We start from the raw sequence: 24,370 nt of genomic DNA on the forward strand, positions 1-24,370 counted from the left end.
ATTCAAAATAATTTCAAAAAAAAATCTCACATTTATGTGAGATTTTAAAATTCTATCATCGAATGACTATTCTACCGGGTCTTTCATTACAAAATCCTCCATGAATTTTGTAGTATAATTACCGGCAACATAATCAGGATTATCCATTAATTGTCTGTGGAACGGAATTGTAGTTTTAATTCCTTCGATTACGAATTCATCCAAAGCACGTTTCATTTTATTGATTGCCTCTTCTCTTGTTTGCGCCGTTGTAATCAATTTTGCAATCATAGAGTCATAATTAGGCGGGATAGTATATCCGGCGTAAACGTGCGTATCTAAACGTACTCCGTGTCCTCCAGGTGAATGCAACGTAGTGATTTTTCCCGGTGACGGGCGGAAATCGTTATACGGATCTTCAGCATTGATACGACATTCGATAGAGTGTAATTGCGGTAAATAGTTTTTACCTGAAATCGGCACTCCTGCAGCTACTAAAATCTGCTCACGAATCAAATCATAATCAATAACCTGTTCTGTGATCGGGTGTTCTACCTGGATACGTGTATTCATTTCCATGAAGTAGAAATTACGGTGTTTGTCAACCAGGAATTCAACCGTTCCGGCACCTTCATATTTAATGTATTCTGCCGCTTTAACCGCAGCTTCACCCATTTTATTACGCAATTCATCAGTCATGAAAGGCGAAGGTGTTTCTTCTGTTAATTTTTGGTGACGACGTTGAACCGAACAATCTCTTTCAGAAAGGTGACAAGCTTTTCCGTAAGAATCGCCCACAATCTGTATTTCAATATGGCGTGGTTCCTCAATCAGTTTTTCCATATACATACCATCGTTTCCGAAGGCTGCACCGGCTTCCTGACGGGCACTTTCCCATGCTTTTTGTAAATCTTCTTCTTTCCAAACGGCACGCATTCCTTTACCACCACCACCGGCAGTAGCTTTTAGCATGATCGGATATTTGAATTCTTTCGCTAATTGTTTAGCTTGCTCATACGATTCCAATAAACCTTCTGAACCTGGAATTGTAGGAACACCTGCTTCTTTCATGGTTGCCTTAGCCGTAGCTTTGTCTCCCATTTTTTCGATCATTTCCGGAGAAGCACCGATAAATTTAATACCGTGCTCTTCGCAAATTTTCGAAAATTTAGCATTTTCCGAAAGGAATCCGTAACCTGGGTGAATTGCATCTGCATTTGTAATTTCAGCAGCAGCAATAATGTTCGACATTTTCAGGTAGGATAAATTACTTGGCGGGGGGCCAATACATACCGCTTCGTCAGCAAACTTTACGTGTAAACTTTCTGCATCGGCAGTAGAATATACTGCTACGGTCTTTATCCCCATTTCTCTACAGGTTCTGATTACACGAAGTGCAATTTCTCCCCTGTTTGCGATTAATATTTTTTTAAACATCTTTTGAAATTTTAAATTCGGGTTAAATTTTAAATTCTTTTAAATGAGGCATAAAAAAACCATCATTTAAAATTTTGCATTTAAAATTTCTTATGATGGATCAACTAAAAATAACGGTTGGTCGAATTCTACCGGAGAAGCGTCATCAACTAATACCTTAACGATTTTACCGGATACTTCCGATTCGATTTCGTTAAACAATTTCATTGCTTCAATAACACATACTACATCTCCTTTATTGATTGTGCTACCAACTTCTACGAAAGGCGCTTTGTCCGGAGACGGTTTACGGTATAATGTTCCGATAATCGGTGATTTTACCACTACATATTTCGAATCGTCGTCAGCAGCCGGAGTACTTACCGGTGCAGCAGGTGCAGGTGCAGGTGCTGCTACTGCCTGAGGTGCTGCCACTTGCGGAACAGCCGCTTGCATTGGAACATGTTGAACATAAGTAGTTTCGGTCGCTCCTGCTTCAGTAGTTTTAATGGTGATTTTGAAATCATCCATCTCTAATTTCACTTCAGTAGCACCAGACTTCGCTACAAATTTGATTAGGTTTTGAATTTCTCTAATATCCATCTTGTTCGGAATTTTGATTTAGTTAGTTTTTTTGTTTATTGTAGGCCCATTTTAAATAGATAGCTCCCCAAGTGAAGCCACCACCAAAAGCGGCAAAAATTATATTATCTCCTTTTTTTAAAGAATCTTCGAAATCAGACAACAATAACGGTAATGTTGCCGAAGTGGTATTACCGTATTTTTGGATATTTACCAATACTTTTGATTCGTCTAGCCCCATTCGGTTTGCGGTAGCATCAATGATACGTTTATTCGCCTGATGCGCTACCAACCAATTGACATCTTCTTTTGTAAGCTTATTACGCTCCATTATTTTCTCACTTACGTCAGCCATTCCGGAAACCGCATATTTAAAAACGGTCGTTCCATCCTGATGTACAAAGTGTTGTTTATTTTTTACCGTTTCTTCAGAAGCCGGTAATATAGATCCTCCTGCTTCGATTTTCAGGTATTCTCTTCCAACTCCGTCACTTCTCAAATATTCATCCTGGAATCCTAAACCTTCGGTATTCGGTTCAAATAATATGGCTCCGCCTCCGTCGCCAAAAATAATACAGGTAGCTCTGTCCGTATAATCAATAATAGAAGACATTTTATCGGCTCCTATTAATAATACTTTTTTATAACGTCCTGATTCAATATAAGCGGAAGCTGTAGATATTCCGTATAGAAAACTGGAACATGCTGCCTGTAAATCATAGGCAAAAGCATTTGTCGCTCCAATTTGCGTTGCAGTATATACTGCTGTAGAAGCTACCGGCATATCCGGCGTTGCCGTTGCTACGATAACCAAATCAATTTCTTTGGGATCAACACCTGATTTTTCGATCAGATTTTGGGCTGCTTTTATTGCAAGAAAAGAAGTTCCCTGTCCTTCTTCTTTGAGAATACGTCTTTCTTTAATTCCCGTACGAGTGGTAATCCATTCATCGTTGGTATCGACCATAGTCTCCAGAATCTGATTCGATAAAACATAGTCCGGAACATACGATCCAACCGCGGTGATGGCTGCTGTTATTTTAGTCATAAGGGTTACTTTTTCTTTTTCAAATTTTAGCTCAAAAAAGTGGTGGAAATTACAAAAAAAATCCGAAACCAAGCCTTTTTTATCGCTACTTAATTCGTTTCAAAGGGTTTTTAACAAAAAAAACTCCCACATAGTGAGAGTTTTCTCTATTATTTTCTTCGATTAAGCAACAGCTTCTTGCTTATCAATTACAACTTGACCTCTGTAGTACATTTTACCTTCATGCCAGTAAGCTCTGTGATACAAATGCGCTTCTCCTGTTACAGGACATGTAGCAATTTGCGGAGCTGTCGCTTTATAATGCGTTCTTCTCTTATCTCTTCTTGTTTTCGAGGTTTTTCTCTTAGGATGTGCCATCTTACTATATTATTTATCCGTTAATAGTTGTTTTAATTTGTCCCATCTGGGATCTGTATTTTCTTCTTCTTTGTGTTCTTCTTTTGGAGCCAATTCATTTAAGCGATCAATTGCTTCTGATTTCAATGTTCCGTCTTTTACTCCGGGATGAATCCTTTTTGTTGGAACCGACAGCACAATTGACTCATAAATATACTGCTTAATATTGACCTGAAATTCACCATGAGGCAACACCAGCCACTCATCGTTCTCATCATTATAGGTATCACCGAATTTTACAATCAAATTCATTTTACCTTTAATCGGCAAATCAAAATCTTCATTAGTTAAATCACAAGGAACATTAACTTCTCCTTTATGTTTAAAACTAAGTTCAAGCATCGTACTTTTTTTGTCCAGAATCACATCGACTTTGACGTTGACATCATTATATTCATCAAAACCAAAGCTCTCAAAGAACTTCTTATCTATATGATATTCAAACTGATGCTTCCCTTGCTTTAATCCGACAAAGGGGATCAAAAAATCTTTATCATTATTCATAACAACAGTTTTGAGCGTGCAAAGATATAAAATTATTGTAATTTCAAACGAGTTGTAAACATTTTTTTGTTTATAACTGTTTTTGTTTGGTTTTCAAAGGGTTTTTAACCAGTTCTTTATGCTCGTTCCGGTTATTGTAAATATCAATTGCCAGATAAACAGCTTCTTTAAACGAATTATAATCCGCTTCTCCTTTACCGGCAATCTCATAAGCCGTTCCATGATCGGGTGACGTTCTGATTTTTTCCAGTCCGGCCGTATAATTCACTCCGTTTCCGAACGATAATGTTTTAAAAGGCACCAATCCCTGATCGTGATAATTGGCAATAACAGCATCATATTTTTCATACTGACTTAATCCGAAAAAGCTATCTGCCGAAAACGGTCCGAAAACCATAATTCCTTCATCAAATAATTTTTTCAAAGCCGGTTTGATTACCTCATCATCCTCTTTTCCGATCACACCGTTATCTCCACAATGCGGATTCAATCCTAAAACAGCAATTTTTGGTCTTGTAACACCAAAATCGGCAATCAGTGTTTTATGAACGGTTTCAATTTTTTTACGAATGAGTTCTTCCGTCAGGTGATTTGATATTTCATTAACCGGAATATGATCGGTAAACAATCCTACTCTTAAGTTATCCTGAACCATCAGCATCAACGCATCACCTTCCAACTCCTGATCCAGATAATCAGTATGTCCCGGAAAATGAAATTCCTCCGATTGTATATTATATTTATTAATCGGAGCCGTTACCAATACATCAATCAACCCTTCTTTTAACGCTTTTGTAGCCGAAGTAAATGAACGAATCGCATATTTACCGACATTTTCATCATTAACTCCAAATTCCAGATTCACACCTTCCCGCCATACATTCAACACATTAATTTTTCCGGGAACGATTTGTTCTAATTTGTCTATTCCCTGAAGATTTGCATTTAACTGTAGTGTCTTCTTTATAAAGGAGAGGATTTTTACATTAGCAAAAATAACCGGCGTGCAAAGCTCCAGCATACGAGTATCTTCAAACGTCTTCAGTATTACCTCGCTCCCGATTCCATTTAAATCTCCCACGGAAATTCCTACAATTATATTTTCTGCTTTTTTCACCATGCCGACTAGTTATTTATTACTAATTTTGGATATGCAAATTTAGCAAAATAAATCAGTTATGTTTACAGGAATTATCGAAACTCTCGGAACCATCCGGAACATCCAAAAAGACAATGACAATATCCATATTCATGTCCAATCTTCCATAACCCATGAGCTTAAAATTGACCAAAGTGTTTCCCATAATGGCGTATGTTTAACCGTTGTAGCCATTGACGGCGACACCTATACCGTAACCGCTATTAAAGAAACCCTTGAAAAAACCAATCTGGGCACATGGCAAACGGGTGATTTGATCAATCTGGAGCGAGGCATGAAATTAGGAGATCGACTAGATGGTCATATTGTACAAGGACATGTAGACCAGATCGGAACTTGTAAAAATATACAAGACGCCAACGGAAGTTATTATTTCACTTTTGAATACGACAAAAATTTACAGAATATCACGATTGAAAAAGGCTCAATTACAGTTAACGGGGTAAGCCTTACCGTTGTTAATTCAAAAGAGAATGAATTTAGCGTCGCTATTATTCCTTATACTATGGAGCACACCAATTTCAAAAATTTCAAAGTCGGAACGACCATTAATCTCGAGTTTGATGTCATTGGAAAATATGTCAGCAGGCTACATGAACTGCGTGAGTCGTCCTAAAATAGGTTGACAGATTTTACAATAAATTTTTAGATTAACCAGTCAGACTTACCTGGCTGGTTTTTTTCATGTATAAAGTTAGGCGTTTTCATTTTTAAACTCAAATGAGGTCTTTTAGTATTATAAGTTTCTATTGCCGTTTTTACAAGTTTTTCTAATGTTGCGCCATCTTTACATTTGTAAATCAAAAATTCGTTTTTTAAAATTCCGTTTATTCTTTCAGCTAACGCATTTTGATAACAATCATATCCATCGGTCATAGAAGGTATAATATTGTTTTTTGCTAATACTTCCTGGTAAATTTTAGAACAATATTGTAAACCTCTATCGGAGTGATGTATAAGCGGTAATGTTGATTTTCTATTCTTAACTGCCATTTTTAATGCTTGTACTACATTTTCAGAACTCATATCATCACTCAGTTTATAACCCATTATTTTTCTGCTATAAGCATCCGTAACTAACGATAGATAATGCGTTTTCTGATATGATTTGATATAAGTAATATCACTAACGTATACCTGTTCGGGACGGTTAATCTCACACTCTTGCAAAAGATTTTCGTACTTGTGTAGCCAATGTTTAGAATAGGTAGTTTTAATATAGCTCTTCATTGGTTTAACTAGTAACCTCTCTCTTCTTAGATAATCAAATAAAGCATCACGACCTATCTTTACACCCTGTTGATCAAATTGTTTTGAAAGTAGGTAATATAGCTTACGTGTTCCTATACGTGGCATTTCCAATCGCAAAGAAAGAACCAGATGCTTTACTTTGTGTAGCTCAGATTCACGATTGAGGATTCTTTTTTGTTCCTGATATATAGCTTGCCTACTCATCCCAAACAATCGACAACTTTTGGACAAACTTATTCCTGCTCCTTCCCGGAGTCGGAAGATGGTTTGGGAGAAAACTTTTTTCGGATCTGAGTCCCGTACTGACTATCAGAAATGTCGATCATCGTATTGAGAATCTTATTTCGAAGTTTCTCATCGGCCAGTTCTTTCTCTAGTCGCTTAATAATCTGAGCCGGAGTTTCTTTAGATTTAGACATAAATAACAGATTTGGTTTACTCCAATCTAAGTTACCATATTTTCGCAGCCAAACCAAAACTGTACTTCTTCCCTGGATGCCGTAAACAGATTGAGCCTGTTTGTAGGTCATTTCACCTTGCTCAACTCGCGAAATTATTGCTAATTTAAAAGCCATGTTGTAATCCTTTTGACTACGTTTAATAGCTGTATTGGTTTTGTCTTTCATAATAAAGTCGATTTGTTGTCAACTTATTTCAGGACGGGACAGCGAAAATAAAAAAAGCGTCCTTTATTCGGACGCTTTTTTTGTATGTTCATTTACAAGATAATAAAATGCATATAACAAACCTATACCTAACAGCAAATATACATTTTCATCAATAGGCAATCCCGGCGCAGGAGGTGCACCATTTTCAGGAGGCGGCGGTACCGGAGCTCCCATAACCGATAATGTATTCAAAACGAAACAGGAAATAACTCCTATTTTTAAAAAGCTGTTTTTCATTTGGTAAAAGTAAAAAATATTCTTAACGTAAATAAAAAATATTTTACAAGAAATTGTTAATCTAATTGAAATAATCTCAGGATTTATTAAAATCACAAGCTTTAAACAATCCTTACTTCGGATACGAATGTAGCAAGTTTTTTTAACAAAACAATGCTTTTTTCAAAAAATATAGACGAAAAACACTTTTTTATTGATTAACTACTAAAACCTGACAATGTTGTCCCTCAATGACTTATTTCTGTCCCAATAACATGATCATCATATTTCACTTCTTCTTATTTCCAAATGATTTACCACATAATTGGTCTTAAATAAAAACGTTACTTTTCATTCTTTATTCTATAAAACTATTGTATCGTTGTTACCGTAATTCATATTCTTTTATAATCCGATCTAAAATCTATTTATTTCTACTTTAAAAACACTTTATATAAAATCTATTCACCTCCTTATTATCTCTATTTTATCTTTAGCCGGGATCATCTCCGTCTCATGCAATAATATAGCTGCCGGAAGTTATCCATATGCAGAACATTATGAAATGGACATATCTGAAGAACTTTTAATTACCGCTATCAAAAATTTCAAAAAATACCATCCCGAATTTACGCCCCCAAATGCAGTAACTATAAAAGGCAATCCTTCCTCTTTAAAAGACGGTCGTGACGGAACAGATGATTTTTGGCATCACCTCTATTTTTATTATCCGGACAGCGATCAAATTATATACGCATGGAGTCGACCGATAAACAGTTCCCGAACAGCATTCGCTTTAGTCGGTATCAATCAAGGTTTAGAACTCGGAAACTGGAAACTAATCAATCACGATTTAAAAGGAGAAGAAAACAGACATCAAAAAGAAAAATTCGAACAGCTTATTATTAAAGGTATCAAAAAAGAACTATCCTCCTTAAAATGAATACATCATAATTAAAAGCATGTATTACAAATCCGTGATAGCTGCTTGCTATACCTGACAGGTTTTAAAAACCTGCCTGGTATAGCAACAAAAAAAGCCTTACATTACTGCAAGGCTTTTCGTTTTTCAACCAGTGGTCCCACTTGGGCTCGAACCAAGGACCACCTGATTATGAGTCAGGTGCTCTAACCAACTGAGCTATAGGACCGGTTTAGAGGGTGCAATATTACTATTATTTTTCGTTTGATGCAAACTTATTCCGAAATTTCTTGACACAACTCCACCAATACTCCATTTGTCCCTTTTGGGTGCAAAAAGGCCACCAACTTGTTATCCGCACCTTTTTTAGGTACTTCATTCAAAACGGTAAAACCTTCTGCCTTTAAACGGGCAATCTCCGAAACAATATCTTCCACATCAAATGCAATATGATGGATTCCTTCTCCTTTTTTCTCGATGAATTTCGCAATCGGACTATCCGGATTAGTTGCTTCCAACAATTCAATCTTATTCGGCCCGTTCATAAAAAAAGATGTTTTTACACCTTCGCTCGCCACTTCCTCCTGTTTGTATGCCGGAGCACCGAATAATTTCTCAAAAACAACATTGGAGACTTCCAAATCTTTTACAGCAATCCCGATATGTTCAATTTTTCTCATTGTATTAATTTCAATTTTTAATTCTTTTGGTCGCAATCTTGCGAAAACAAAGATAAAAAACTTTATCCGCCTACAACTTTAAAACTTTACAACCCAAAAAATTGTACTTTTGCATCATGGAAACAAATAGACAAAAAAAGATAGGAACCGTTTTGCAGAAAGATCTTGTTGATATTCTGCAGGGCGAAGTGCGTAAAAACGGAATTAGTAATCTAATTATTTCCGTATCGAAAGTAAGTGTAACCACCGATTTATCAATCGCAAAAGTATACCTGAGTATTTTTCCGGCCGACAAAGGTCCTGAAATACTAAATGCCATTCGTACCAATACCCCGTTAATCAAACACGATTTATCACAACGGGTAAAATTACAATTACGTAAAGTACCGAATCTGGCTTTCTACATTGATGACAGTCTTGATTATATCGAAAAAATCGACAAAGCTCTTTCAGGAGAAGAAAACCCAATTGAAAATCCGGATCTTTTAATCAAAAGAAAAAAATCGTAGTTGAATTTTCCGTTTCACATAGCCAAGCGATATACCGTTAGCTTTAGCAAAAGTACCGCAATCAATATCATCACCGGTATTGCTTCATTGGGTATTATTGTAAGTGCTATGTCTTTATTTGTCGTACTTTCTGTATTTAGCGGCCTACGTGAGTTTAGCCTCTCATTTGCTAACGATACTGATCCCGACTTAAAAGTATTCGGAAAAACTGGAAAATCAGTAACGATAAGTCCGGAACAGGAAAAACAGCTTAAAAATTCCAAAAACATCGCCCGCTTTAGCAAAGTAGTCGAGGAACGTGTTCTTTTTTATTTTGACGGAAAAGAACAGGTTGCTTACTTAAAAGGTGTCGACAGCATTTTTAAACAGATCAATCCATTTGAAAAAAAGTTTTACGGCGGACAATGGCTTACACCTAATACCAGTCAGGTAGTTGTGGGTTATGGCATCGCCAATAAACTTTCGATGGGTCTTTTTGATTACAACAATGCATTTGAAGTTTTCGTACCCAAACCGGGCAAAGGAACAATCGACAATCCGAACGATGCTTTCAATAAGGCCGTTTTGGTTCCGATCGGGATTTACGCCATCAATGAAGAGCTGGACAATAAATATGTATTTGCCGATTTAGGATTGGCTCAGGAATTATTACAATACACCCCGAATCAGGTAACCGCAATCGAGTTTCAGCTAAAACCCGGTATTAGTGAAAATAACGCTATTTCCGAAATCGAAACCGTTTTTAAAAACAACGTAACGATTAAAACCCGCGCGCAACTCAACGACAGCCTTTATAAAATGCTGAATACCGAAAATATTGCCGTGTATCTGATTTTTACTTTGGTTATTATCGTAGCCCTCTTCAATCTGATCGGAGCTTTGATTATGATGATTCTTGACAAAAAAGCCAATTTAAAAACCCTTTTTAATTTAGGTGCCGAAATCAAACATCTCAGAAGTATCTTTCTTTTTCAAGGTTGTTTGATTACGATTACCGGTGGTCTTATCGGTTTAGTTCTCGGCATTATTGTGGTAATCCTTCAAAAACAATTTTCACTGATCATGGTTACTCCAAGCATGGCCTATCCTGTAGTTTTTGATGTAATGAACATCATAACCGTCCTCCTGACAATCATTATCCTGGGCTTTCTGGCCTCATTGATTGCCTCCGGCCGTGTTAGTAAAAAATTATTGCAATAGAATTTCCAATACAAAATAAATCCTATATTTGTCGCTCTTATAATTGAAAGCCGATGAAAGTTTCTGCCTAGTCCTATCCTTATCCGACGATAATTAGGACACTCCGATTTTATTTCTTGTCCCACTTCGGGACCTTTTTAATCTTTTAATCCTAATTTATTATGACAGAAACTAATATTCCGCAAAATACATTTTCCAAAATTTTCAACACCCTAAAGCAAGCCCTTAAAGGCGATGAAACGTTCGATTATACCAGTGGAAGCATTAAGAAAGCAGTCATCTTGCTTGCTATTCCGATGGTATTGGAAATGTTGATGGAATCCGTTTTCGCATTAGTTGACCTTTATTTTGTTGGTCATCTTGAACACAGCAGTTATGCTATCCAAACGGTGGGACTAACCGAATCGGTTATCACCATTATTTACTCACTGGCAATCGGGATTAGTATGGCCGCAACTGCTGTTGTAGCCCGACGTATCGGTGAAAAAGATCCGGTAGCTGCTGCCAAAGCCGGAATGCAGGCTATTATCATCGCGGTCATTATCAACAGTATTATCAGTATCGGCGGATTTATTTTCGCTAAAGACATATTACTTCTGATGGGCGCTTCTCAGGAAGCCGCCGATTACGGCGTTAATTTTACTCGCATCATGATGGGCGGTAGTTTATGTATCATGCTGCTCTTTCTGATCAACGGAATTTTCCGCGGAGCCGGAAATGCTGCTATCGCGATGAAAAGTTTATGGCTTGCCAACATCTGCAATATTATTTTATGCCCTGTATTAATTAACGGTTTCGGACCTATACCGGCTTTCGGACTTACCGGAGCCGCTATTGCCACTACAACCGGAAGAAGCATCGGTGTTTTATACCAATTGTATCATTTATTTAACGGGAAAGGAATCCTAAAAATCATTCCTTCTTATTTTATTCCGGATTTCAATCAGATAAAAGCTTTGATTAAAATTGCCGCTCCCGGTGTTTTACAATTCGTAATTGCTTCATGTAGCTGGATATTTTTAGCACAGCTTGTGGCTACAACCGGCGGCGATCACGGTTCGGCCGGATATCAGACCGCTTTAAGAATTATGATGTTTTTTATTCTTCCCGCATGGGGATTGAGTAATGCTGCGGCTACTCTGGTAGGACAAAACCTCGGTGCTAAACAAGTAGACCGCGCCGAAAAGTCGGTGTTTACAACGGCTAAATATAACGTAGTCTTTATGGCAACCATTACAGTCGTAACCTTTTTGTTTGCCAATTTCATTATCGGTTTTTTCACAAACGACATACAGGTCAGAGAAATAGCTGTTGAAGCTTTACATATTATGTGTCTGGGCTATGTATTTTATGGTATCGGAATGGTATTGATTAATACCTTTAACGGAGCCGGAGATACCTGGACACCGACTTGGGTTAATTTTTTCGGTTTCTGGTTGTTTCAGATTCCTTTAGCCTATGTACTGGCTAAGCACTATAAAATGGGACCGACCGGAGTGTTCTTATCCGTTCCGATTGCAGAAACGGCTATTACAATTGCCAGTATTTTTCTATATCGAAAAGGCAAATGGAAACGAATTGAAGTATAAATAAAAAAGCCTGTCAGAATTATAACTGACAGGCTTTCTATTATTATATCATTAAAGAGGTGTATTTATTATCTCTTTTTATGTCATTTGATAATCGGAATAAGCATCCTCAATTTCTTCAAAAACCTTAAACAATACTTCGCCGTCATCCTGAGTAACCAATTTCTGGCGGTATTCTTTAAATCCGTGTATTCCTTTAAAATAATTCGTATAATGACGACGCATTTCTACAATTCCAACGCGCTCTCCTTTCCAGTCCATTGACCAGGTAAGATGATTACGAGCTGCTTCCACTCTATCTTTTATCGTTGGCGGCGGCAATACTTCTCCGGTTTCAAAATAATGTTTGATTTCATTAAATATCCATGGATATCCGATTGCTGCTCGTCCGATCATAATACCGTCCAATCCGAACCGGTTTTTATATTCCAATGCTTTTTGCGGACTGTCGATATCACCATTACCGAAGATCGGCATTGTAATTCTCGGATTATTCTTTACTCGTTCAATATGAGTCCAGTCAGAATGTCCTTTATACATTTGCGCCCGGGTACGGGCATGAATTGTCAGTGCCTGTACACCAACATCCTGTAAACGTTCTGCTACTTCATCAATATTAATAGAATCTTCATCCCAACCTAAACGGGTTTTTACGGTTACCGGTAAATGGGTACTTTTTACTACCGCTTTTGTAAGCCGCACCATTAAATCCACATCTTTTAAAACGCCGGCACCGGCACCTTTACATACCACCTTTTTAACCGGGCAACCAAAATTAATATCAACTAAATCCGGTTCAACGGCTTCCACAATTTTAGCAGAAAGCGCCATCGCTTCTTCATCTCCTCCGAAAATCTGGATTCCTACCGGTCTTTCATAATCGAAAATATCGAGCTTTTTACGACTCTTCATCGCATCACGGATTAAGCCTTCTGAGGAAATAAACTCAGAATACATCAAATCCGCACCATGTAATTTACACAGCCTGCGGAAAGGCGGATCGCTTACATCTTCCATCGGTGCAAGCAATAACGGATAATCCGGTAATTCTATGTTGCCAATCTTGACCATCATCTACATTTTGCCGCAAAATTACAAATTTTTACCGGATTCTTTTTCGTATCGTCATCTGAATGATTATGAGTGTATTTGCGTTGTACATTCATCACTATAATCTACTATTAATTTCCAGTTGGTCTTTTCTATCTCCTCTTTCTTCTTATATATTTTCTGTTTCCTTAAAAAAAGATACCGATTTCAACACTATCTGTTTGTAACTGTTTAACTTTAAATTATATTTGCCGATTATTTCACTACCTTTATATGTTAGGCCACGGTGAATAAGCCCTAATCGGAAAAATAAGCTTCTGATTAGCTGCGTAAAGGATTGAAGCGGCATCCTTTTGCTATACGAAGCAGGCAAAAGATAGAGCGAAAAGCCTGACCTGCTTCCGGCAGGATACGCCCAAATAAACTTGATACTAAACGAAGATGAAGCATATTAGAAATTTTTGCATTATTGCCCACATTGATCACGGAAAAAGTACATTAGCCGATCGATTGCTTGATGCTACCCAAACAGTTACCGCCCGTGAACAACAGGCGCAGTTACTGGACAACATGGATCTGGAGCGTGAGCGTGGAATCACGATTAAAAGTCACGCCATTCAGATGGAATATACCTATAAAGGCGAACAATATATTCTGAATCTGATTGATACTCCGGGACACGTGGATTTCTCTTATGAGGTTTCCCGTTCCATTGCGGCCTGCGAAGGTGCTTTACTAATTGTAGATGCTGCACAAAGTATTCAGGCACAAACGATTTCCAACTTATATCTTGCATTGGAAAACGACCTTGAGATTATCCCGATTTTAAATAAAGTGGATTTACCAAGTGCCAATCCGGAGGAAGTGAGCGATGATATCGTGGATTTATTAGGATGTAAACACGATGAGATCATTCCGGCATCCGGAAAAACAGGTCTTGGTGTTGATAAAATATTAGAAGCTATTATTGAACGTATTCCGGCTCCGAAAGGAGATAAAGAAGAACCGCTTCAGGCTTTGATTTTTGACTCGGTTTACAATCCTTTCCGTGGAATTGAAGTTATTTTCCGTGTTATTAACGGGGAAATTAAAAAAGGACAGAAGATTAAATTCATGGCCACCGGCAATGAATATTATGCTGATGAAATCGGAACTTTAAAATTAAATCAGGTTCCGAAACAAGTTGTTTCGACAGGAGATGTTGGTTATTTGATTTCCGGTATTAAAGAAGCTCGCGAAGTGAAAGTGGGTGACACCATTACAGATGCCAAAATACCAACTCAAAATATGATTAAAGGTTTTGAGGATGTAAAACCAATGGTATTTGCCGGTATTTATCCCGTTGACACCGAAGATTATGAAGAATTGCGTAACTCCATGGAGAAATTGCAATTGAATGACGCTTCTTTAGTGTTCACGCCGGAAAGTTCTGCTGCTTTAGGATTTGGTTTCCGTTGTGGATTCTTAGGAATGCTACACATGGAAATTATCCAGGAACGTCTGGAACGCGAATTCAACATGACGGTTATCACTACTGTTCCGAACGTTTCGTATCTGGCTTACACCAAAAAAGAACCGGATACGCCTTTAATTGTAAATAACCCTTCCGACTTACCGGAGCCTTCAAAATTAGACCGGGTAGAAGAGCCTTATATCAAAGCTACTATCATTACCAAATCCGATTTTGTGGGTAACGTAATGTCTTTATGTATTGAAAAACGTGGTTTAATCACCAATCAGACCTATTTAACAACGGAGCGTGTTGAATTGAATTTCGATATGCCGCTAGCCGAAATCGTATTTGATTTTTACGATCGTCTGAAAACCGTTTCCAAAGGCTATGCCTCATTCGATTATACGCCAATTGGAATGCGTACGTCAAAATTAGTAAAACTGGATGTCCTATTGAATGCCAATTCAGTAGATGCCCTTTCAGCACTAATTCACGAAGACAATGCTTACAACATCGGTAAGAAAATGTGTGAGAAGCTAAAAGAGCTGATTCCGCGTCAGCAATTTGACATTCCGATTCAGGCCGCTATCGGTGCTAAAATCATCGCTCGTGAAACCATTAAAGCGTTACGTAAAGATGTAACGGCAAAATGTTATGGTGGTGATATTTCCCGTAAACGTAAGTTACTTGAAAAACAGAAAAAAGGTAAAAAACGTATGCGCCAGGTAGGTAATGTTGAAATTCCTCAGGAAGCATTTATGGCAGTACTAAAACTAAACGATTAAAAATACAGGGCCGGATTTTAAAATCCGGCCTTTTTATTTGCGTTCCTCCTCATCACAAAATCAAAATTAATGACATTTCATCTTTTTAACACTAAACACATAATTAGTTTTAAAAAACAAAACTATCACATTCTTTTATACAACAAAAAGCTCTTTTTTAGTAACTTTACCGGATTAATGTCCCCACAAACATGAAGAGCGCAATCTTCCTCATATTATTATTTTCCGGCTTCACATTTTATGCGCAGGGAATCACTATTGACACTACTTCACAAACCGTTCCGCAGTTAGTGAGTAATATTCTTTTACAGAATTCCTGTTTTAACGAAACTAATTTTCAGTTTTCGTCGCATCGTGGCATAGGGCTATTCACAAATACCAATCCGAATTTTCCGATACAGGAAGGAATCATCATCCGTAACGGTATTGCTAAACATACAGAAGGACAATACACCGGACTAAACGAAAGTTCTTTTCTGACCAATGCCGGCGATCCGGATTTACAGGCTATAAGTAATACCAGCGGTCAGACATTAGCCATCAATGATGTAGCCTATATACAATTTGATTTTACACCATTATCCAGTAGTTTTAGTTTCGACTTTCTGTTTGCTTCTAATGAATATGGTGAATATCAATGTGGCTTCAACGATATTTTTGCTTTTTTGCTAACCGACTTAAATACGGGTGTCACCACAAATCTGGCCGTTATACCAAATAGCAGTATCCCGGTTTCGGTCAAAACGATTCGAAATAACCTCTATAATTCCGGCTGTACGTCCTCCAATCCAAGTTTATTTGGTCGTTATAATGTTACCAATCCGGCAGGATCCGCTCTTAATATGCGTGGCGAAACCGTTTTACTAACCGCTTCATCCGCTGTTATCCCCAACAATCCGTATCGAATCAAATTAGCTATTGGCGATTATAATGATTCCAATTATGACTCTGCTGTTTTAATTGCCGGAAAAAGTTTTACAACTCATACAAATTTAGGATCTGACACAACTATCTGTCAGGGCGAAACAATTCTTTTAGAATCCGGATTAGGTCCTCAGTTTGATCATGTATGGACGTTTAACCACAATATCATTCCCGGAGCGACATCCTCTTCTCTTAGCGTAACACAACCCGGTACCTATAGCGTAATCGCCACAACCACAAACGGAGCTTGTCAAATGACCGATGAAATTGTTATTACCGACCTAACTATCGGAACACCACAAGATATACGAGTTTGTAATAACGGTAACGCCTCATACCCTTTCAACCTGTCTCAAAATAATGCCACAAATCTGGGATTAAACCCCAATGATTATGATGTGTTGTATTACGCCTCAATGGCCGATGTTACAGCCAACAATCCGATTCCGGCATCAAGCATCAACAACTATCAAAGTAACGGCAACCAAACTATTTATATTAAAGTACGCAAACGTAATGGTAATTTCATTTGCGACAATCTGGTTTCATTTAATCTAATCGTTAATAACACCATTGTACCCGGACAAGCATTGAATATGTCCAAATGCAGCAACCGTAACGGTCGTTTGAGCTTCGATTTGACTGTGGAAACACCTATTGTTCTGAACGGGCAAAGTCCTTCCGACTTTACTATCTTTTATTTTACATCGCAAAGTGATGCTGACAACAACATTAACAGCATTCCCGATCCAACCGCCTTTCTTGTATTAGCCCCACAATCTCCGGTTACCATTTGGGTTCGAATGACCGATGCCAACAATGTCAATTGTTATGCCCTAACCAGCTTTACGATCACTATACAACCATTACCTTTGGTGGATGTTCATCCGGATGTAATCGAATGCAGCAGCTATACTTTACCTCCGATAACCAACGGGAATTATTTTACCGGATCTCAAGGCTCCGGAACTCCGCTTTTCGCCGGTGATGTTATTACGCAACAAGGCACCTATTATATATATAACGGTCCAGTTGGTCCTTTGGGCTGTGCCGATCAAACTACCTTTATGGTAACATTAATTGATCAACTAAGCTTCCCGGAAATAGGCTGCGGCGAATATACCATTCGTAACTCACCGGCCGGGCATTTTTATACCGCACCGGGTGGCGGAGGCGATATATTACCCGTAGGAACAGTACTCCATACAGATCAGACGATTTATTTCTATGCGGTTGTAAACGGCAATGTATGCCAGGAAAAAACATATCATATCCGAATTCTTCCTGTTCCTCCAATCGACACTCCGGACGATGTTATCACCTGTAATTCCTATACATTACCCTCATTAGTTCACGGTGCTTATTACACCTATCCGAACGGTAGCGGCGTAACGGTTAATCCCGGAACAGTAATAACTGAATCTACAACATTATATCTTTATACGTATGATGGCGAGTGTTCGAATGAACATACTCTACGGATAACAATTATCGACGGTCCTTCATTCCAACCCGTTACAGCCTGTGGTGAATTTATACTCCCGGCCGTTGAAGTCGGAAATTATTTTACTCAACCGATGGGGAACGGAACCATGATTCCCGCCGAAACAGCCATTCAAAGTTCCCAAACGGTTTATTATTATGTTCCGACCACAACTTCACCCAATTGTACCGACTATCTGAATTACCAGATCACGATATTACCGAAACCTTTAGTTGACACTCCTGCCGACCGTACAGAATGCGGACAATATATACTACCTCCTTTAACCAACGGAAACTATTTTACCGGAACTAATGGAACCGGAACTCAAATGAGTGCCGGACAGATTATAATCAGCACAAGGACAATCTATATTTATGCAACATCGAGTAATGGTTGTACTAACGAACATTCTTTTACCGTAACCATACGTCCTTTCCCTCCTGTTGACAGTTTTACAGATGTATACACCTGTACTTCTTTTATCTTACCACAATTAACCAACGGAAAGTATTTTACAGGATCGGGCGGAACCGGAACTCAGTTAAGTCCCGGAACCGAAATAACAACTTTGCAAACGCTATACATTTATAATAACTGGAGTGATTTTCCAACCTGTAGCAGCGAAACCGTATTTACCGTAAATGCTATCGGTGTGGAAGTCGGCACTTTTGATGATGTTAAAGCTTGTGACAGTTATACGTTACCGAACCTTACCGTAGGTAATTATTATTCGCAGCCAAACGGTCAAGGTGCTATCATCCCGGCAGGAACTGTTATAACCACAAGTCAGACTATTTATGTTTATGCTATTTCCGGAAATCGTATTAATTGTACCGACGAAGACGATTTTCTCGTTACCATTTCAACGACTCCGACACTTCCGAATTTCAGCAATATAGAACGTTGCGACAGCTATACTTTACCACCATTAACATCCGGCAATTATTTTAGCGGTAGCGGCGGAACCGGTACAACTTATCAGGCCGGAGACAACATTACTACTTCACAAACGATTTATGTAATGGAAGCAGCAGCCGATAATCCCGACTGTTTTACTGAAAAATCATTTTTCGTAACCATTTATCCGTTATTGGATCTGAATATTTCCGACGGCACTATTTGTGTCGATCCGGTAACACAAAATACCATCACACCTTATACCGTTTCAACCGGCTTAAGTCCTGCTTTATTTACCGTAGAATGGTACCAGAATAATCAGTTGATTCATACCGGACCTAGCTATACAGCAACACAAGCCGGACAATACACGATCAACACCATAAAACTAACTCCGGAATCCGGAAACGATTGTAATTATAATCCAAAAACCATAAATATTGATCAATCAAGTTCAGCAATAGCTTCTTTATCCGTTAGCGAACCGTTTTCCGATATCAGTACGATTAGTGTCATCATTACCGGCGGATACGGTCAGTATGTATACCAACTGGACGATGGAATTGAGCAGTCCTCCAACGTTTTTGAGAATGTTTCCGGAGGCGAGCATTGGGTAACCGTTACTGATACAAAAGCGAATTGCGGCAGTATCCGATTAAAAACGTATATCCTGAAATACCCGAAATTCTTTACACCAAACGGCGACTCCTATAACGACACCTGGAATATCCGCGACCTTCGCAATCAAAAAGAAGCCCGGATTTATATTTTCGATCGTTACGGTAAATTCCTCGCTCAACTCCGACCGGACGGACCGGGTTGGGACGGAATGTATAACGGTCATCCGTTACCCTCTACCGATTATTGGTTTAAAGTTGTTTTCACAATGAACGGCGAAGAAAAAGAATTCCGATCCCATTTTTCAATGAAACGTTAGCCTTTTCATTTTTAAGTTGATAGAATCTTAGGCCGATGCGTTTTTTTTTCTAAAAAAACCTTTGCAACTTTGCATTCTTATACTTATTCAGATGATAGAAGACAAAACGCCTCAAAGAACCAGTTTGTCGCAACTGGGAGAATTCGGATTAATATCGCATTTGACCCAGCACTTCAAAATTAATCAGCCATCCACATTAACCGGGATTGGCGATGATGCGGCTGTACTGGATTTTAACGATAAAAAAGTGGTGATTTCAACCGATTTATTGGTAGAAGGCGTTCACTTTGACCTTGCTTATATGCCTTTAAAACATTTGGGATATAAAGCTGTAGTCGTTAACCTTTCCGATATCTGTGCAATGAATGCCAAACCAACACAGATAACCGTTTCGATTGCCGTTTCGAATCGTTTCCCTTTGGAAGCACTGGAAGAACTTTTCGACGGAATTGCTTTGGCTGCCAAAATATATGATGTAGATGTGATCGGCGGGGATACCACTTCTTCTCAGAAAGGATTAATCATTAGCATTACAGCTATCGGCGAAGCAAAAGAAGAAGAACTGGTTTACCGTAACGGAGCCGGTGAAACCGATTTATTAGTTGTTACCGGTGACCTTGGTGCCGCTTATATGGGATTACAGGTTTTGGAACGCGAGAAGCAGGTTTTCCAGGTTAACCCGAATAACCAACCGGATTTGGATGCTTATACTTATCTTATCGAACGTCAGTTAAAACCGGAAGCGCGTAAAGACGTAAAAGAATTATTGGAAGCACTAGACTTAAAACCGACTTCAATGATTGATATTTCAGATGGATTATCCTCTGAGATTATTCATATTTGTAAGAATTCGTCAAAAGGTTGTAATCTATACGAAGACAAATTACCACTGGATCCTCAATTGATCAATGCTTGTGAAGAATTTAATGTCGACAGTACTACAATTGCCATTAACGGAGGAGAAGATTACGAATTGTTATTTACAATCAAAATGTCAGATTTCGATAAGATTAAAGGAAATCCGAATTTTACAGTAATCGGGCATATGGCACCGGAAAGTGAAGGTATTCATTTAATAACTCGTGCCAACACTAAAATTCCATTAAAAGCAAGAGGGTGGAATGCATTAAGTGAAGAATAAAATTCTTACAAAAAACAATAAAGACATAAAAAAAGCGTTAGTACATTACTAACGCTTGATTTTTAATGAGCTAAACCAAATCCTCTATTTGGCTGGGCTGTAGCAAGACCTTTTACAGGCTGGGCTAAAGAAGGTAATCCACTATATTTACCTTATACTGTATAAACTAACTTAATTAAGTATTTAATGACACTGTAAAAGTACTTGTTTCCCACACAAGCATTTTACGGTTTTTTTCAGTTTTTTTTACGGTTTGATTTTTTTTTAGCTTTTTTGTCCATTTTAACATTTTCAACCGCTTTAAAAACCTCCATTTTGCACTAAAAATACTACTTAAACCAGAAACCCTACCTTAAAGAACGATAAAACCGTAAATAAAAAAGCTCTCCATTTACGGAAAGCTTTTTTAAAATTGCATTACATTTTCATCAACCAGTTACGCATAGAAACTTCGTCACTGATAATTGCTCTCAATTCTGAAATTTTAACGCGATCCTGCTTCATGCTATCTCTATGACGAATCGTTACGGTTTCATCTTCTAATGTCTGATGATCTACCGTAATACAGAATGGTGTTCCTAATGCATCCTGACGACGGTAACGACGCCCGACAGCATCTTTTTCATCATACGACACATTGAAATCCCATTTCAGATCGTCTATAATTTTTCGGGCTACTTCCGGTAAACCGTCTTTTTTAACCAATGGCAATACCGCAGCTTTTGTTGGCGCTAATACTGACGGTAATTTTAATACGGTACGGGTTGATCCGTCTTCCAATGTTTCTTCCTGTAAGGCTTTTGAGAAAACAGAAAGGAACATACGATCCAATCCAACTGATGTTTCCACTACATACGGTACATAGCTCGAATTGGTTTCGTTATCAAAATATTGTAATTTTTTACCGGAATGCGATTCGTGTGCTTTTAAATCGAAATCCGTTCTGGAGTGAATTCCTTCCAATTCTTTAAATCCGAACGGGAAGTTAAATTCGATATCCGCAGCGGCATTAGCATAGTGTGCTAATTTTTCATGATCGTGGAAACGGTAATTCTCTTTTCCAAGTCCTAATGAAAGATGCCATTTTAATCGGGTTTCCTTCCAGTATTCATAATATTTCATTTCTTCTCCCGGACGAACGAAGAATTGCATTTCCATTTGTTCAAATTCGCGCATACGGAAGATAAACTGACGTGCTACGATTTCATTACGGAAAGCTTTTCCGGTTTGTGCAATACCGAAAGGCACTTTCATACGTCCTGTTTTTTGAACATTCAGGAAGTTAACGAAAATTCCCTGAGCGGTTTCCGGACGTAGGTATAGATCCATTGCCGAATCAGCAGATGCACCTAATTTTGTACCGAACATCAAATTAAATTGACGTACTTCAGTCCAGTTTTTAGATCCGGATTCCGGACAAGCGATTTCCAGCTCTTCGATCAAAGCTTTAACATCAGCCAGATTTTCAGTTTCCAGTGAACGAGCCATACGCTCCAGAATTTCTCTTTGACGCGTACGATATTCCATTACACGGGCATTAGTCGTAACGAATTGCGCTTCATCAAAAGCGTCTCCGAAACGTTCACGTGCTTTATCAATTTCTTTTTGTGCTTTCTGATTTAATTTTTCAGCATAGTCTTCAATTAAAACATCAGCACGATATCTTCTTTTTGAATCTTTATTATCAATTAACGGATCATTGAAGGCATCAACGTGGCCGGACGCTTTCCAGGTAGTCGGATGCATAAAAATAGCCGCATCGATACCCACGATATTCTCGTGCATCTGAACCATGGATTTCCACCAATATTCACGAATGTTTTTCTTTAATTCAACACCGTTCTGAGCATAATCATATACTGCGCTCAAACCATCATAGATTTCGCTCGAAGGGAATATAAATCCGTATTCTTTTGCATGCGAAACTACATTTTTAAATAAATCGTCTTGTTTTGCCATGTTGCAAAAATAGGAAAAAGAGATTGTAAAAAACAGGGGAAATTTTAACTTTTTACGGCAATTATCTAAATTGGAAATTAGCCGTTCCGATTATTCGGTCCTGATGTATGATATTGACTTCATACTCGCCTCGGATTAGTTTTTTTTTATCGACATCTACAAAGGCGCAGACATCGGTAGCTTTATTTTCGTAGAACACGATTCCTTTTGCCGTACAGCTTAAATCGCAGTTAAATTTTTCGTCGGAACGGGAACAATTCGCCAGTATTGTATTTTCCGGATTGACGATTTGATAAAAGATTTCCTGATTCCCTTTCGGAATGGATTCGGTAAAATTTAAAGTATAACAAATCCGGATTTGATCAATTTTTTTGGAGCGATTGGTTTCGAGATAGTCACTGTAGATAATTTTTACACCTCGAACACTGACATTGAGTGCTTTTAAGTTTTTTGAGGGAAGCTCCTCATTGTCGGAAGGATGATCATTTAATTCGGCTAACGATTTTACCGATTTTCTTTTCTCCGTTTTGATTTTAGTTGTAAGAATTTTTCTTTTCGCTTTTTCTGCTTTACTGCTAATGGAGTCTGCTTTTGAAAAACTTTTTAAATGCATATCCGGCTTAAACAGTACTGTATTTTTATCCGATCGGTTGACCAGCATACCATTAACCGAATCATATCGTTTTAAAATCTCAGAAAGTTCATTTTTATGAAGCGAGTTTTCTAATGAAATCTTATCTTTAAGTGTTTTATTTTCAACAGATAACCGATATAAATTAAAAGACAAGGTGAGCACTCCGGTTAAAAGCACACCGACACTTACCTGAATTAATCTTGTAGCGTTATTACTTGCCATTTCTATTAAATAATCGCTAAAAGTATTCCTCATCTTGTAATTCCAAAAAAATAATCGATGAAATGATAAAAAACTTGATAAACTTACTTTTTCCGCCACTTTGCGTTGGCTGTAATTCAATTTTATTGCAAAATGAGAATATTATATGCCTTAAATGCCGACATGAGCTTCCGTTCACCGATCATCCTATTTCTGCTAAAAATACAACCTATACAAAATTTTACGGCCGTTTGTCCTTAGAGTATGCTTTCTCCCTTTTATACTATCGAAAAAAAGGTATTGCGCAACAATTGATTCACCATCTAAAATACAATAACAAACAGGAAATCGGCACCTTATTAGCTGAATGGTATCTGGATCGATTTCGAAATCACAGTGCTTTTCAGGATATAACCACCATTATTCCGGTTCCGCTACATAAAAGACGATTAGAGGAACGCGGTTACAACCAGCTAACCCGATTCGGCCAGACATTGGCAGAAGGTCTCCATATCCAATATAATGAAACACTTTTATATCGGGACCATTATTCCAAAACACAAACCCGGAAAAACATCTTTAATCGTACCGAAATAAACAGCGACCTATTTAACTGTCACGCAAGCGAAAGGGATTTTAACAAACATTTCCTTTTAATAGATGATGTTATCACAAGCGGAGCAACGCTGGAAGCCTGCGGAAAACAATTATTAAAAATTCCCGGTGCGAAACTGAGTATTGCAACCATCGCTTATACCGACACGTAATTTTATAAAGATTTTCC

At 38.1% G+C, this 24,370-nt stretch carries 21 protein-coding genes and 1 tRNA gene; 9 read left to right on the forward strand and 13 right to left on the reverse strand.

Translation table 11 applies throughout. From position 1 onward, the window contains the following. Positions 1-66 precede the first annotated feature (66 nt). The 6 genes from accC to pdxA all read right to left on the reverse strand — a co-directional run bounded on the left by accC (position 67) and on the right by pdxA (position 5,045). A complete protein-coding gene (gene accC, locus NOX80_RS02475; RefSeq protein WP_256551758.1) occupies positions 67-1,416 on the reverse strand; it encodes an acetyl-CoA carboxylase biotin carboxylase subunit in 1,350 nt (449 codons plus the stop codon). 90 nt (positions 1,417-1,506) lie between these two features. After that, positions 1,507-1,998 carry an acetyl-CoA carboxylase biotin carboxyl carrier protein gene (gene accB, locus NOX80_RS02480; protein WP_256551759.1) on the reverse strand — a complete coding sequence of 164 codons (492 nt, stop codon included), beginning with the start codon at positions 1,996-1,998 and terminating at the stop codon, positions 1,507-1,509. Positions 1,999-2,020: 22 nt separating this feature from the next. Continuing rightward, positions 2,021-3,025, reverse strand: a complete 1,005-nt coding sequence (locus NOX80_RS02485) for a beta-ketoacyl-ACP synthase III (protein ID WP_256551760.1) — start codon at positions 3,023-3,025, stop codon at positions 2,021-2,023. Positions 3,026-3,187: 162 nt separating this feature from the next. Then, positions 3,188-3,382 (reverse strand): 50S ribosomal protein L32, encoded by a 195-nt coding sequence (rpmF, locus tag NOX80_RS02490; RefSeq protein ID WP_256551761.1) that lies wholly within the window; start codon positions 3,380-3,382, stop codon positions 3,188-3,190. A gap of 9 nt (positions 3,383-3,391) precedes the next feature. Beyond that, positions 3,392-3,925, reverse strand: coding sequence for a YceD family protein (locus NOX80_RS02495; protein ID WP_256551762.1), 534 nt, complete (start codon positions 3,923-3,925; stop codon positions 3,392-3,394). A gap of 70 nt (positions 3,926-3,995) precedes the next feature. Then, positions 3,996-5,045, reverse strand: a complete 1,050-nt coding sequence (pdxA, locus tag NOX80_RS02500) for a 4-hydroxythreonine-4-phosphate dehydrogenase PdxA (protein ID WP_256551763.1) — start codon at positions 5,043-5,045, stop codon at positions 3,996-3,998. A gap of 58 nt (positions 5,046-5,103) precedes the next feature. Between pdxA and NOX80_RS02505 the strand changes: the two genes are divergently transcribed. Further along, positions 5,104-5,700 carry a riboflavin synthase gene (locus NOX80_RS02505; RefSeq protein WP_256551764.1) on the forward strand — a complete coding sequence of 199 codons (597 nt, stop codon included), beginning with the start codon at positions 5,104-5,106 and terminating at the stop codon, positions 5,698-5,700. A gap of 29 nt (positions 5,701-5,729) precedes the next feature. On the opposite strand, the gene NOX80_RS02510 is transcribed toward NOX80_RS02505, so the two are convergent. Beyond that, positions 5,730-6,961, reverse strand: a protein-coding gene (locus NOX80_RS02510; protein WP_256551765.1) for an IS3 family transposase whose coding sequence is annotated in 2 segments (ribosomal slippage) — positions 5,730-6,613 and positions 6,613-6,961 — 1,233 coding nt in all. Because the reading frame shifts where the segments join, the coding sequence is not laid out codon by codon here. Between the two features lie 63 nt (positions 6,962-7,024). Beyond that, positions 7,025-7,240: a hypothetical protein gene (locus NOX80_RS02515; RefSeq protein ID WP_256551766.1), complete on the reverse strand. Its 216-nt coding sequence runs from the start codon at positions 7,238-7,240 to the stop codon at positions 7,025-7,027. 544 nt (positions 7,241-7,784) lie between these two features. Between NOX80_RS02515 and NOX80_RS02520 the strand changes: the two genes are divergently transcribed. Then, positions 7,785-8,162, forward strand: coding sequence for a hypothetical protein (locus NOX80_RS02520; protein WP_256551767.1), 378 nt, complete (start codon positions 7,785-7,787; stop codon positions 8,160-8,162). Positions 8,163-8,296: 134 nt separating this feature from the next. On the opposite strand, the gene NOX80_RS02525 is transcribed toward NOX80_RS02520, so the two are convergent. Together NOX80_RS02525 and mce are read right to left on the reverse strand one after the other, a co-directional pair. Then, a tRNA-Ile gene (locus tag NOX80_RS02525) sits at positions 8,297-8,370 on the reverse strand. 46 nt (positions 8,371-8,416) lie between these two features. After that, positions 8,417-8,821, reverse strand: a complete 405-nt coding sequence (mce, locus tag NOX80_RS02530; RefSeq protein WP_256551768.1) for a methylmalonyl-CoA epimerase — start codon at positions 8,819-8,821, stop codon at positions 8,417-8,419. Positions 8,822-8,937: 116 nt separating this feature from the next. On the opposite strand from mce, the gene rbfA reads away from it, so the two are divergent. The 3 genes from rbfA to NOX80_RS02545 all read left to right on the forward strand — a co-directional run bounded on the left by rbfA (position 8,938) and on the right by NOX80_RS02545 (position 12,119). Further along, positions 8,938-9,330, forward strand: coding sequence for a 30S ribosome-binding factor RbfA (gene rbfA / locus NOX80_RS02535; protein WP_256551769.1), 393 nt, complete (start codon positions 8,938-8,940; stop codon positions 9,328-9,330). Continuing rightward, positions 9,331-10,530 (forward strand): ABC transporter permease, encoded by a 1,200-nt coding sequence (locus NOX80_RS02540; RefSeq protein ID WP_256551770.1) that lies wholly within the window; start codon positions 9,331-9,333, stop codon positions 10,528-10,530. Positions 10,531-10,691: 161 nt separating this feature from the next. Further along, positions 10,692-12,119, forward strand: coding sequence for an MATE family efflux transporter (locus tag NOX80_RS02545; RefSeq protein WP_256551771.1), 1,428 nt, complete (start codon positions 10,692-10,694; stop codon positions 12,117-12,119). 78 nt (positions 12,120-12,197) lie between these two features. On the opposite strand, the gene dusB is transcribed toward NOX80_RS02545, so the two are convergent. Beyond that, positions 12,198-13,190, reverse strand: coding sequence for a tRNA dihydrouridine synthase DusB (dusB, locus tag NOX80_RS02550; protein ID WP_256553055.1), 993 nt, complete (start codon positions 13,188-13,190; stop codon positions 12,198-12,200). A gap of 420 nt (positions 13,191-13,610) precedes the next feature. Here dusB and lepA point away from each other — a divergent pair, with 420 nt between their 5' ends. The 3 genes from lepA to thiL all read left to right on the forward strand — a co-directional run bounded on the left by lepA (position 13,611) and on the right by thiL (position 20,792). Then, positions 13,611-15,407, forward strand: coding sequence for a translation elongation factor 4 (lepA, locus tag NOX80_RS02555; protein ID WP_256551772.1), 1,797 nt, complete (start codon positions 13,611-13,613; stop codon positions 15,405-15,407). Between the two features lie 191 nt (positions 15,408-15,598). Further along, positions 15,599-19,651, forward strand: a complete 4,053-nt coding sequence (locus NOX80_RS02560; RefSeq protein ID WP_256551773.1) for a T9SS type B sorting domain-containing protein — start codon at positions 15,599-15,601, stop codon at positions 19,649-19,651. Between the two features lie 91 nt (positions 19,652-19,742). Further along, on the forward strand, positions 19,743-20,792 hold the full coding sequence (thiL, locus tag NOX80_RS02565) for a thiamine-phosphate kinase (protein WP_256551774.1): 1,050 nt from the start codon (positions 19,743-19,745) through the stop codon (positions 20,790-20,792). A 417-nt stretch (positions 20,793-21,209) separates the two neighbouring features. Here the strand turns inward: thiL and NOX80_RS02570 are convergent, their stop codons facing one another. Both NOX80_RS02570 and NOX80_RS02575 read right to left on the reverse strand, forming a co-directional pair. Next, positions 21,210-22,751, reverse strand: a complete 1,542-nt coding sequence (locus NOX80_RS02570) for a glycine--tRNA ligase (protein ID WP_256551775.1) — start codon at positions 22,749-22,751, stop codon at positions 21,210-21,212. Positions 22,752-22,812: 61 nt separating this feature from the next. Continuing rightward, positions 22,813-23,607, reverse strand: a complete 795-nt coding sequence (locus tag NOX80_RS02575) for a hypothetical protein (RefSeq protein ID WP_256551776.1) — start codon at positions 23,605-23,607, stop codon at positions 22,813-22,815. A gap of 62 nt (positions 23,608-23,669) precedes the next feature. On the opposite strand from NOX80_RS02575, the gene NOX80_RS02580 reads away from it, so the two are divergent. Further along, a complete protein-coding gene (locus NOX80_RS02580) occupies positions 23,670-24,353 on the forward strand; it encodes a ComF family protein (protein ID WP_256551777.1) in 684 nt (227 codons plus the stop codon). Positions 24,354-24,370: the final 17 nt, after the last annotated feature.

Source organism: Flavobacterium cerinum (assembly GCF_024496085.1).
GTDB classification, from domain to species: Bacteria; Bacteroidota; Bacteroidia; order Flavobacteriales; family Flavobacteriaceae; genus Flavobacterium; species Flavobacterium cerinum_A.

Excerpts from the sequence above, each read along its gene's own strand:
- accC (WP_256551758.1), bottom strand. The coding sequence starts at position 1,416 with ATGTTTAAAAAAATATTAATCGCAAACAGGGGAGAAATTGCACTTCGT.
- accB (WP_256551759.1), bottom strand. The coding sequence starts at position 1,998 with ATGGATATTAGAGAAATTCAAAACCTAATCAAATTTGTAGCGAAGTCT.
- NOX80_RS02485 (WP_256551760.1), bottom strand. The coding sequence starts at position 3,025 with ATGACTAAAATAACAGCAGCCATCACCGCGGTTGGATCGTATGTTCCG.
- rpmF (WP_256551761.1), bottom strand. The coding sequence starts at position 3,382 with ATGGCACATCCTAAGAGAAAAACCTCGAAAACAAGAAGAGATAAGAGA.
- NOX80_RS02495 (WP_256551762.1), bottom strand. The coding sequence starts at position 3,925 with ATGAATAATGATAAAGATTTTTTGATCCCCTTTGTCGGATTAAAGCAA.
- pdxA (WP_256551763.1), bottom strand. The coding sequence starts at position 5,045 with ATGGTGAAAAAAGCAGAAAATATAATTGTAGGAATTTCCGTGGGAGAT.
- NOX80_RS02505 (WP_256551764.1), top strand. The coding sequence starts at position 5,104 with ATGTTTACAGGAATTATCGAAACTCTCGGAACCATCCGGAACATCCAA.
- NOX80_RS02515 (WP_256551766.1), bottom strand. The coding sequence starts at position 7,240 with ATGAAAAACAGCTTTTTAAAAATAGGAGTTATTTCCTGTTTCGTTTTG.
- NOX80_RS02520 (WP_256551767.1), top strand. The coding sequence starts at position 7,785 with ATGGACATATCTGAAGAACTTTTAATTACCGCTATCAAAAATTTCAAA.
- mce (WP_256551768.1), bottom strand. The coding sequence starts at position 8,821 with ATGAGAAAAATTGAACATATCGGGATTGCTGTAAAAGATTTGGAAGTC.
- rbfA (WP_256551769.1), top strand. The coding sequence starts at position 8,938 with ATGGAAACAAATAGACAAAAAAAGATAGGAACCGTTTTGCAGAAAGAT.
- NOX80_RS02545 (WP_256551771.1), top strand. The coding sequence starts at position 10,692 with ATGACAGAAACTAATATTCCGCAAAATACATTTTCCAAAATTTTCAAC.
- dusB (WP_256553055.1), bottom strand. The coding sequence starts at position 13,190 with ATGGTCAAGATTGGCAACATAGAATTACCGGATTATCCGTTATTGCTT.
- lepA (WP_256551772.1), top strand. The coding sequence starts at position 13,611 with ATGAAGCATATTAGAAATTTTTGCATTATTGCCCACATTGATCACGGA.
- NOX80_RS02560 (WP_256551773.1), top strand. The coding sequence starts at position 15,599 with ATGAAGAGCGCAATCTTCCTCATATTATTATTTTCCGGCTTCACATTT.
- thiL (WP_256551774.1), top strand. The coding sequence starts at position 19,743 with ATGATAGAAGACAAAACGCCTCAAAGAACCAGTTTGTCGCAACTGGGA.
- NOX80_RS02570 (WP_256551775.1), bottom strand. The coding sequence starts at position 22,751 with ATGGCAAAACAAGACGATTTATTTAAAAATGTAGTTTCGCATGCAAAA.
- NOX80_RS02575 (WP_256551776.1), bottom strand. The coding sequence starts at position 23,607 with ATGGCAAGTAATAACGCTACAAGATTAATTCAGGTAAGTGTCGGTGTG.
- NOX80_RS02580 (WP_256551777.1), top strand. The coding sequence starts at position 23,670 with ATGATAAAAAACTTGATAAACTTACTTTTTCCGCCACTTTGCGTTGGC.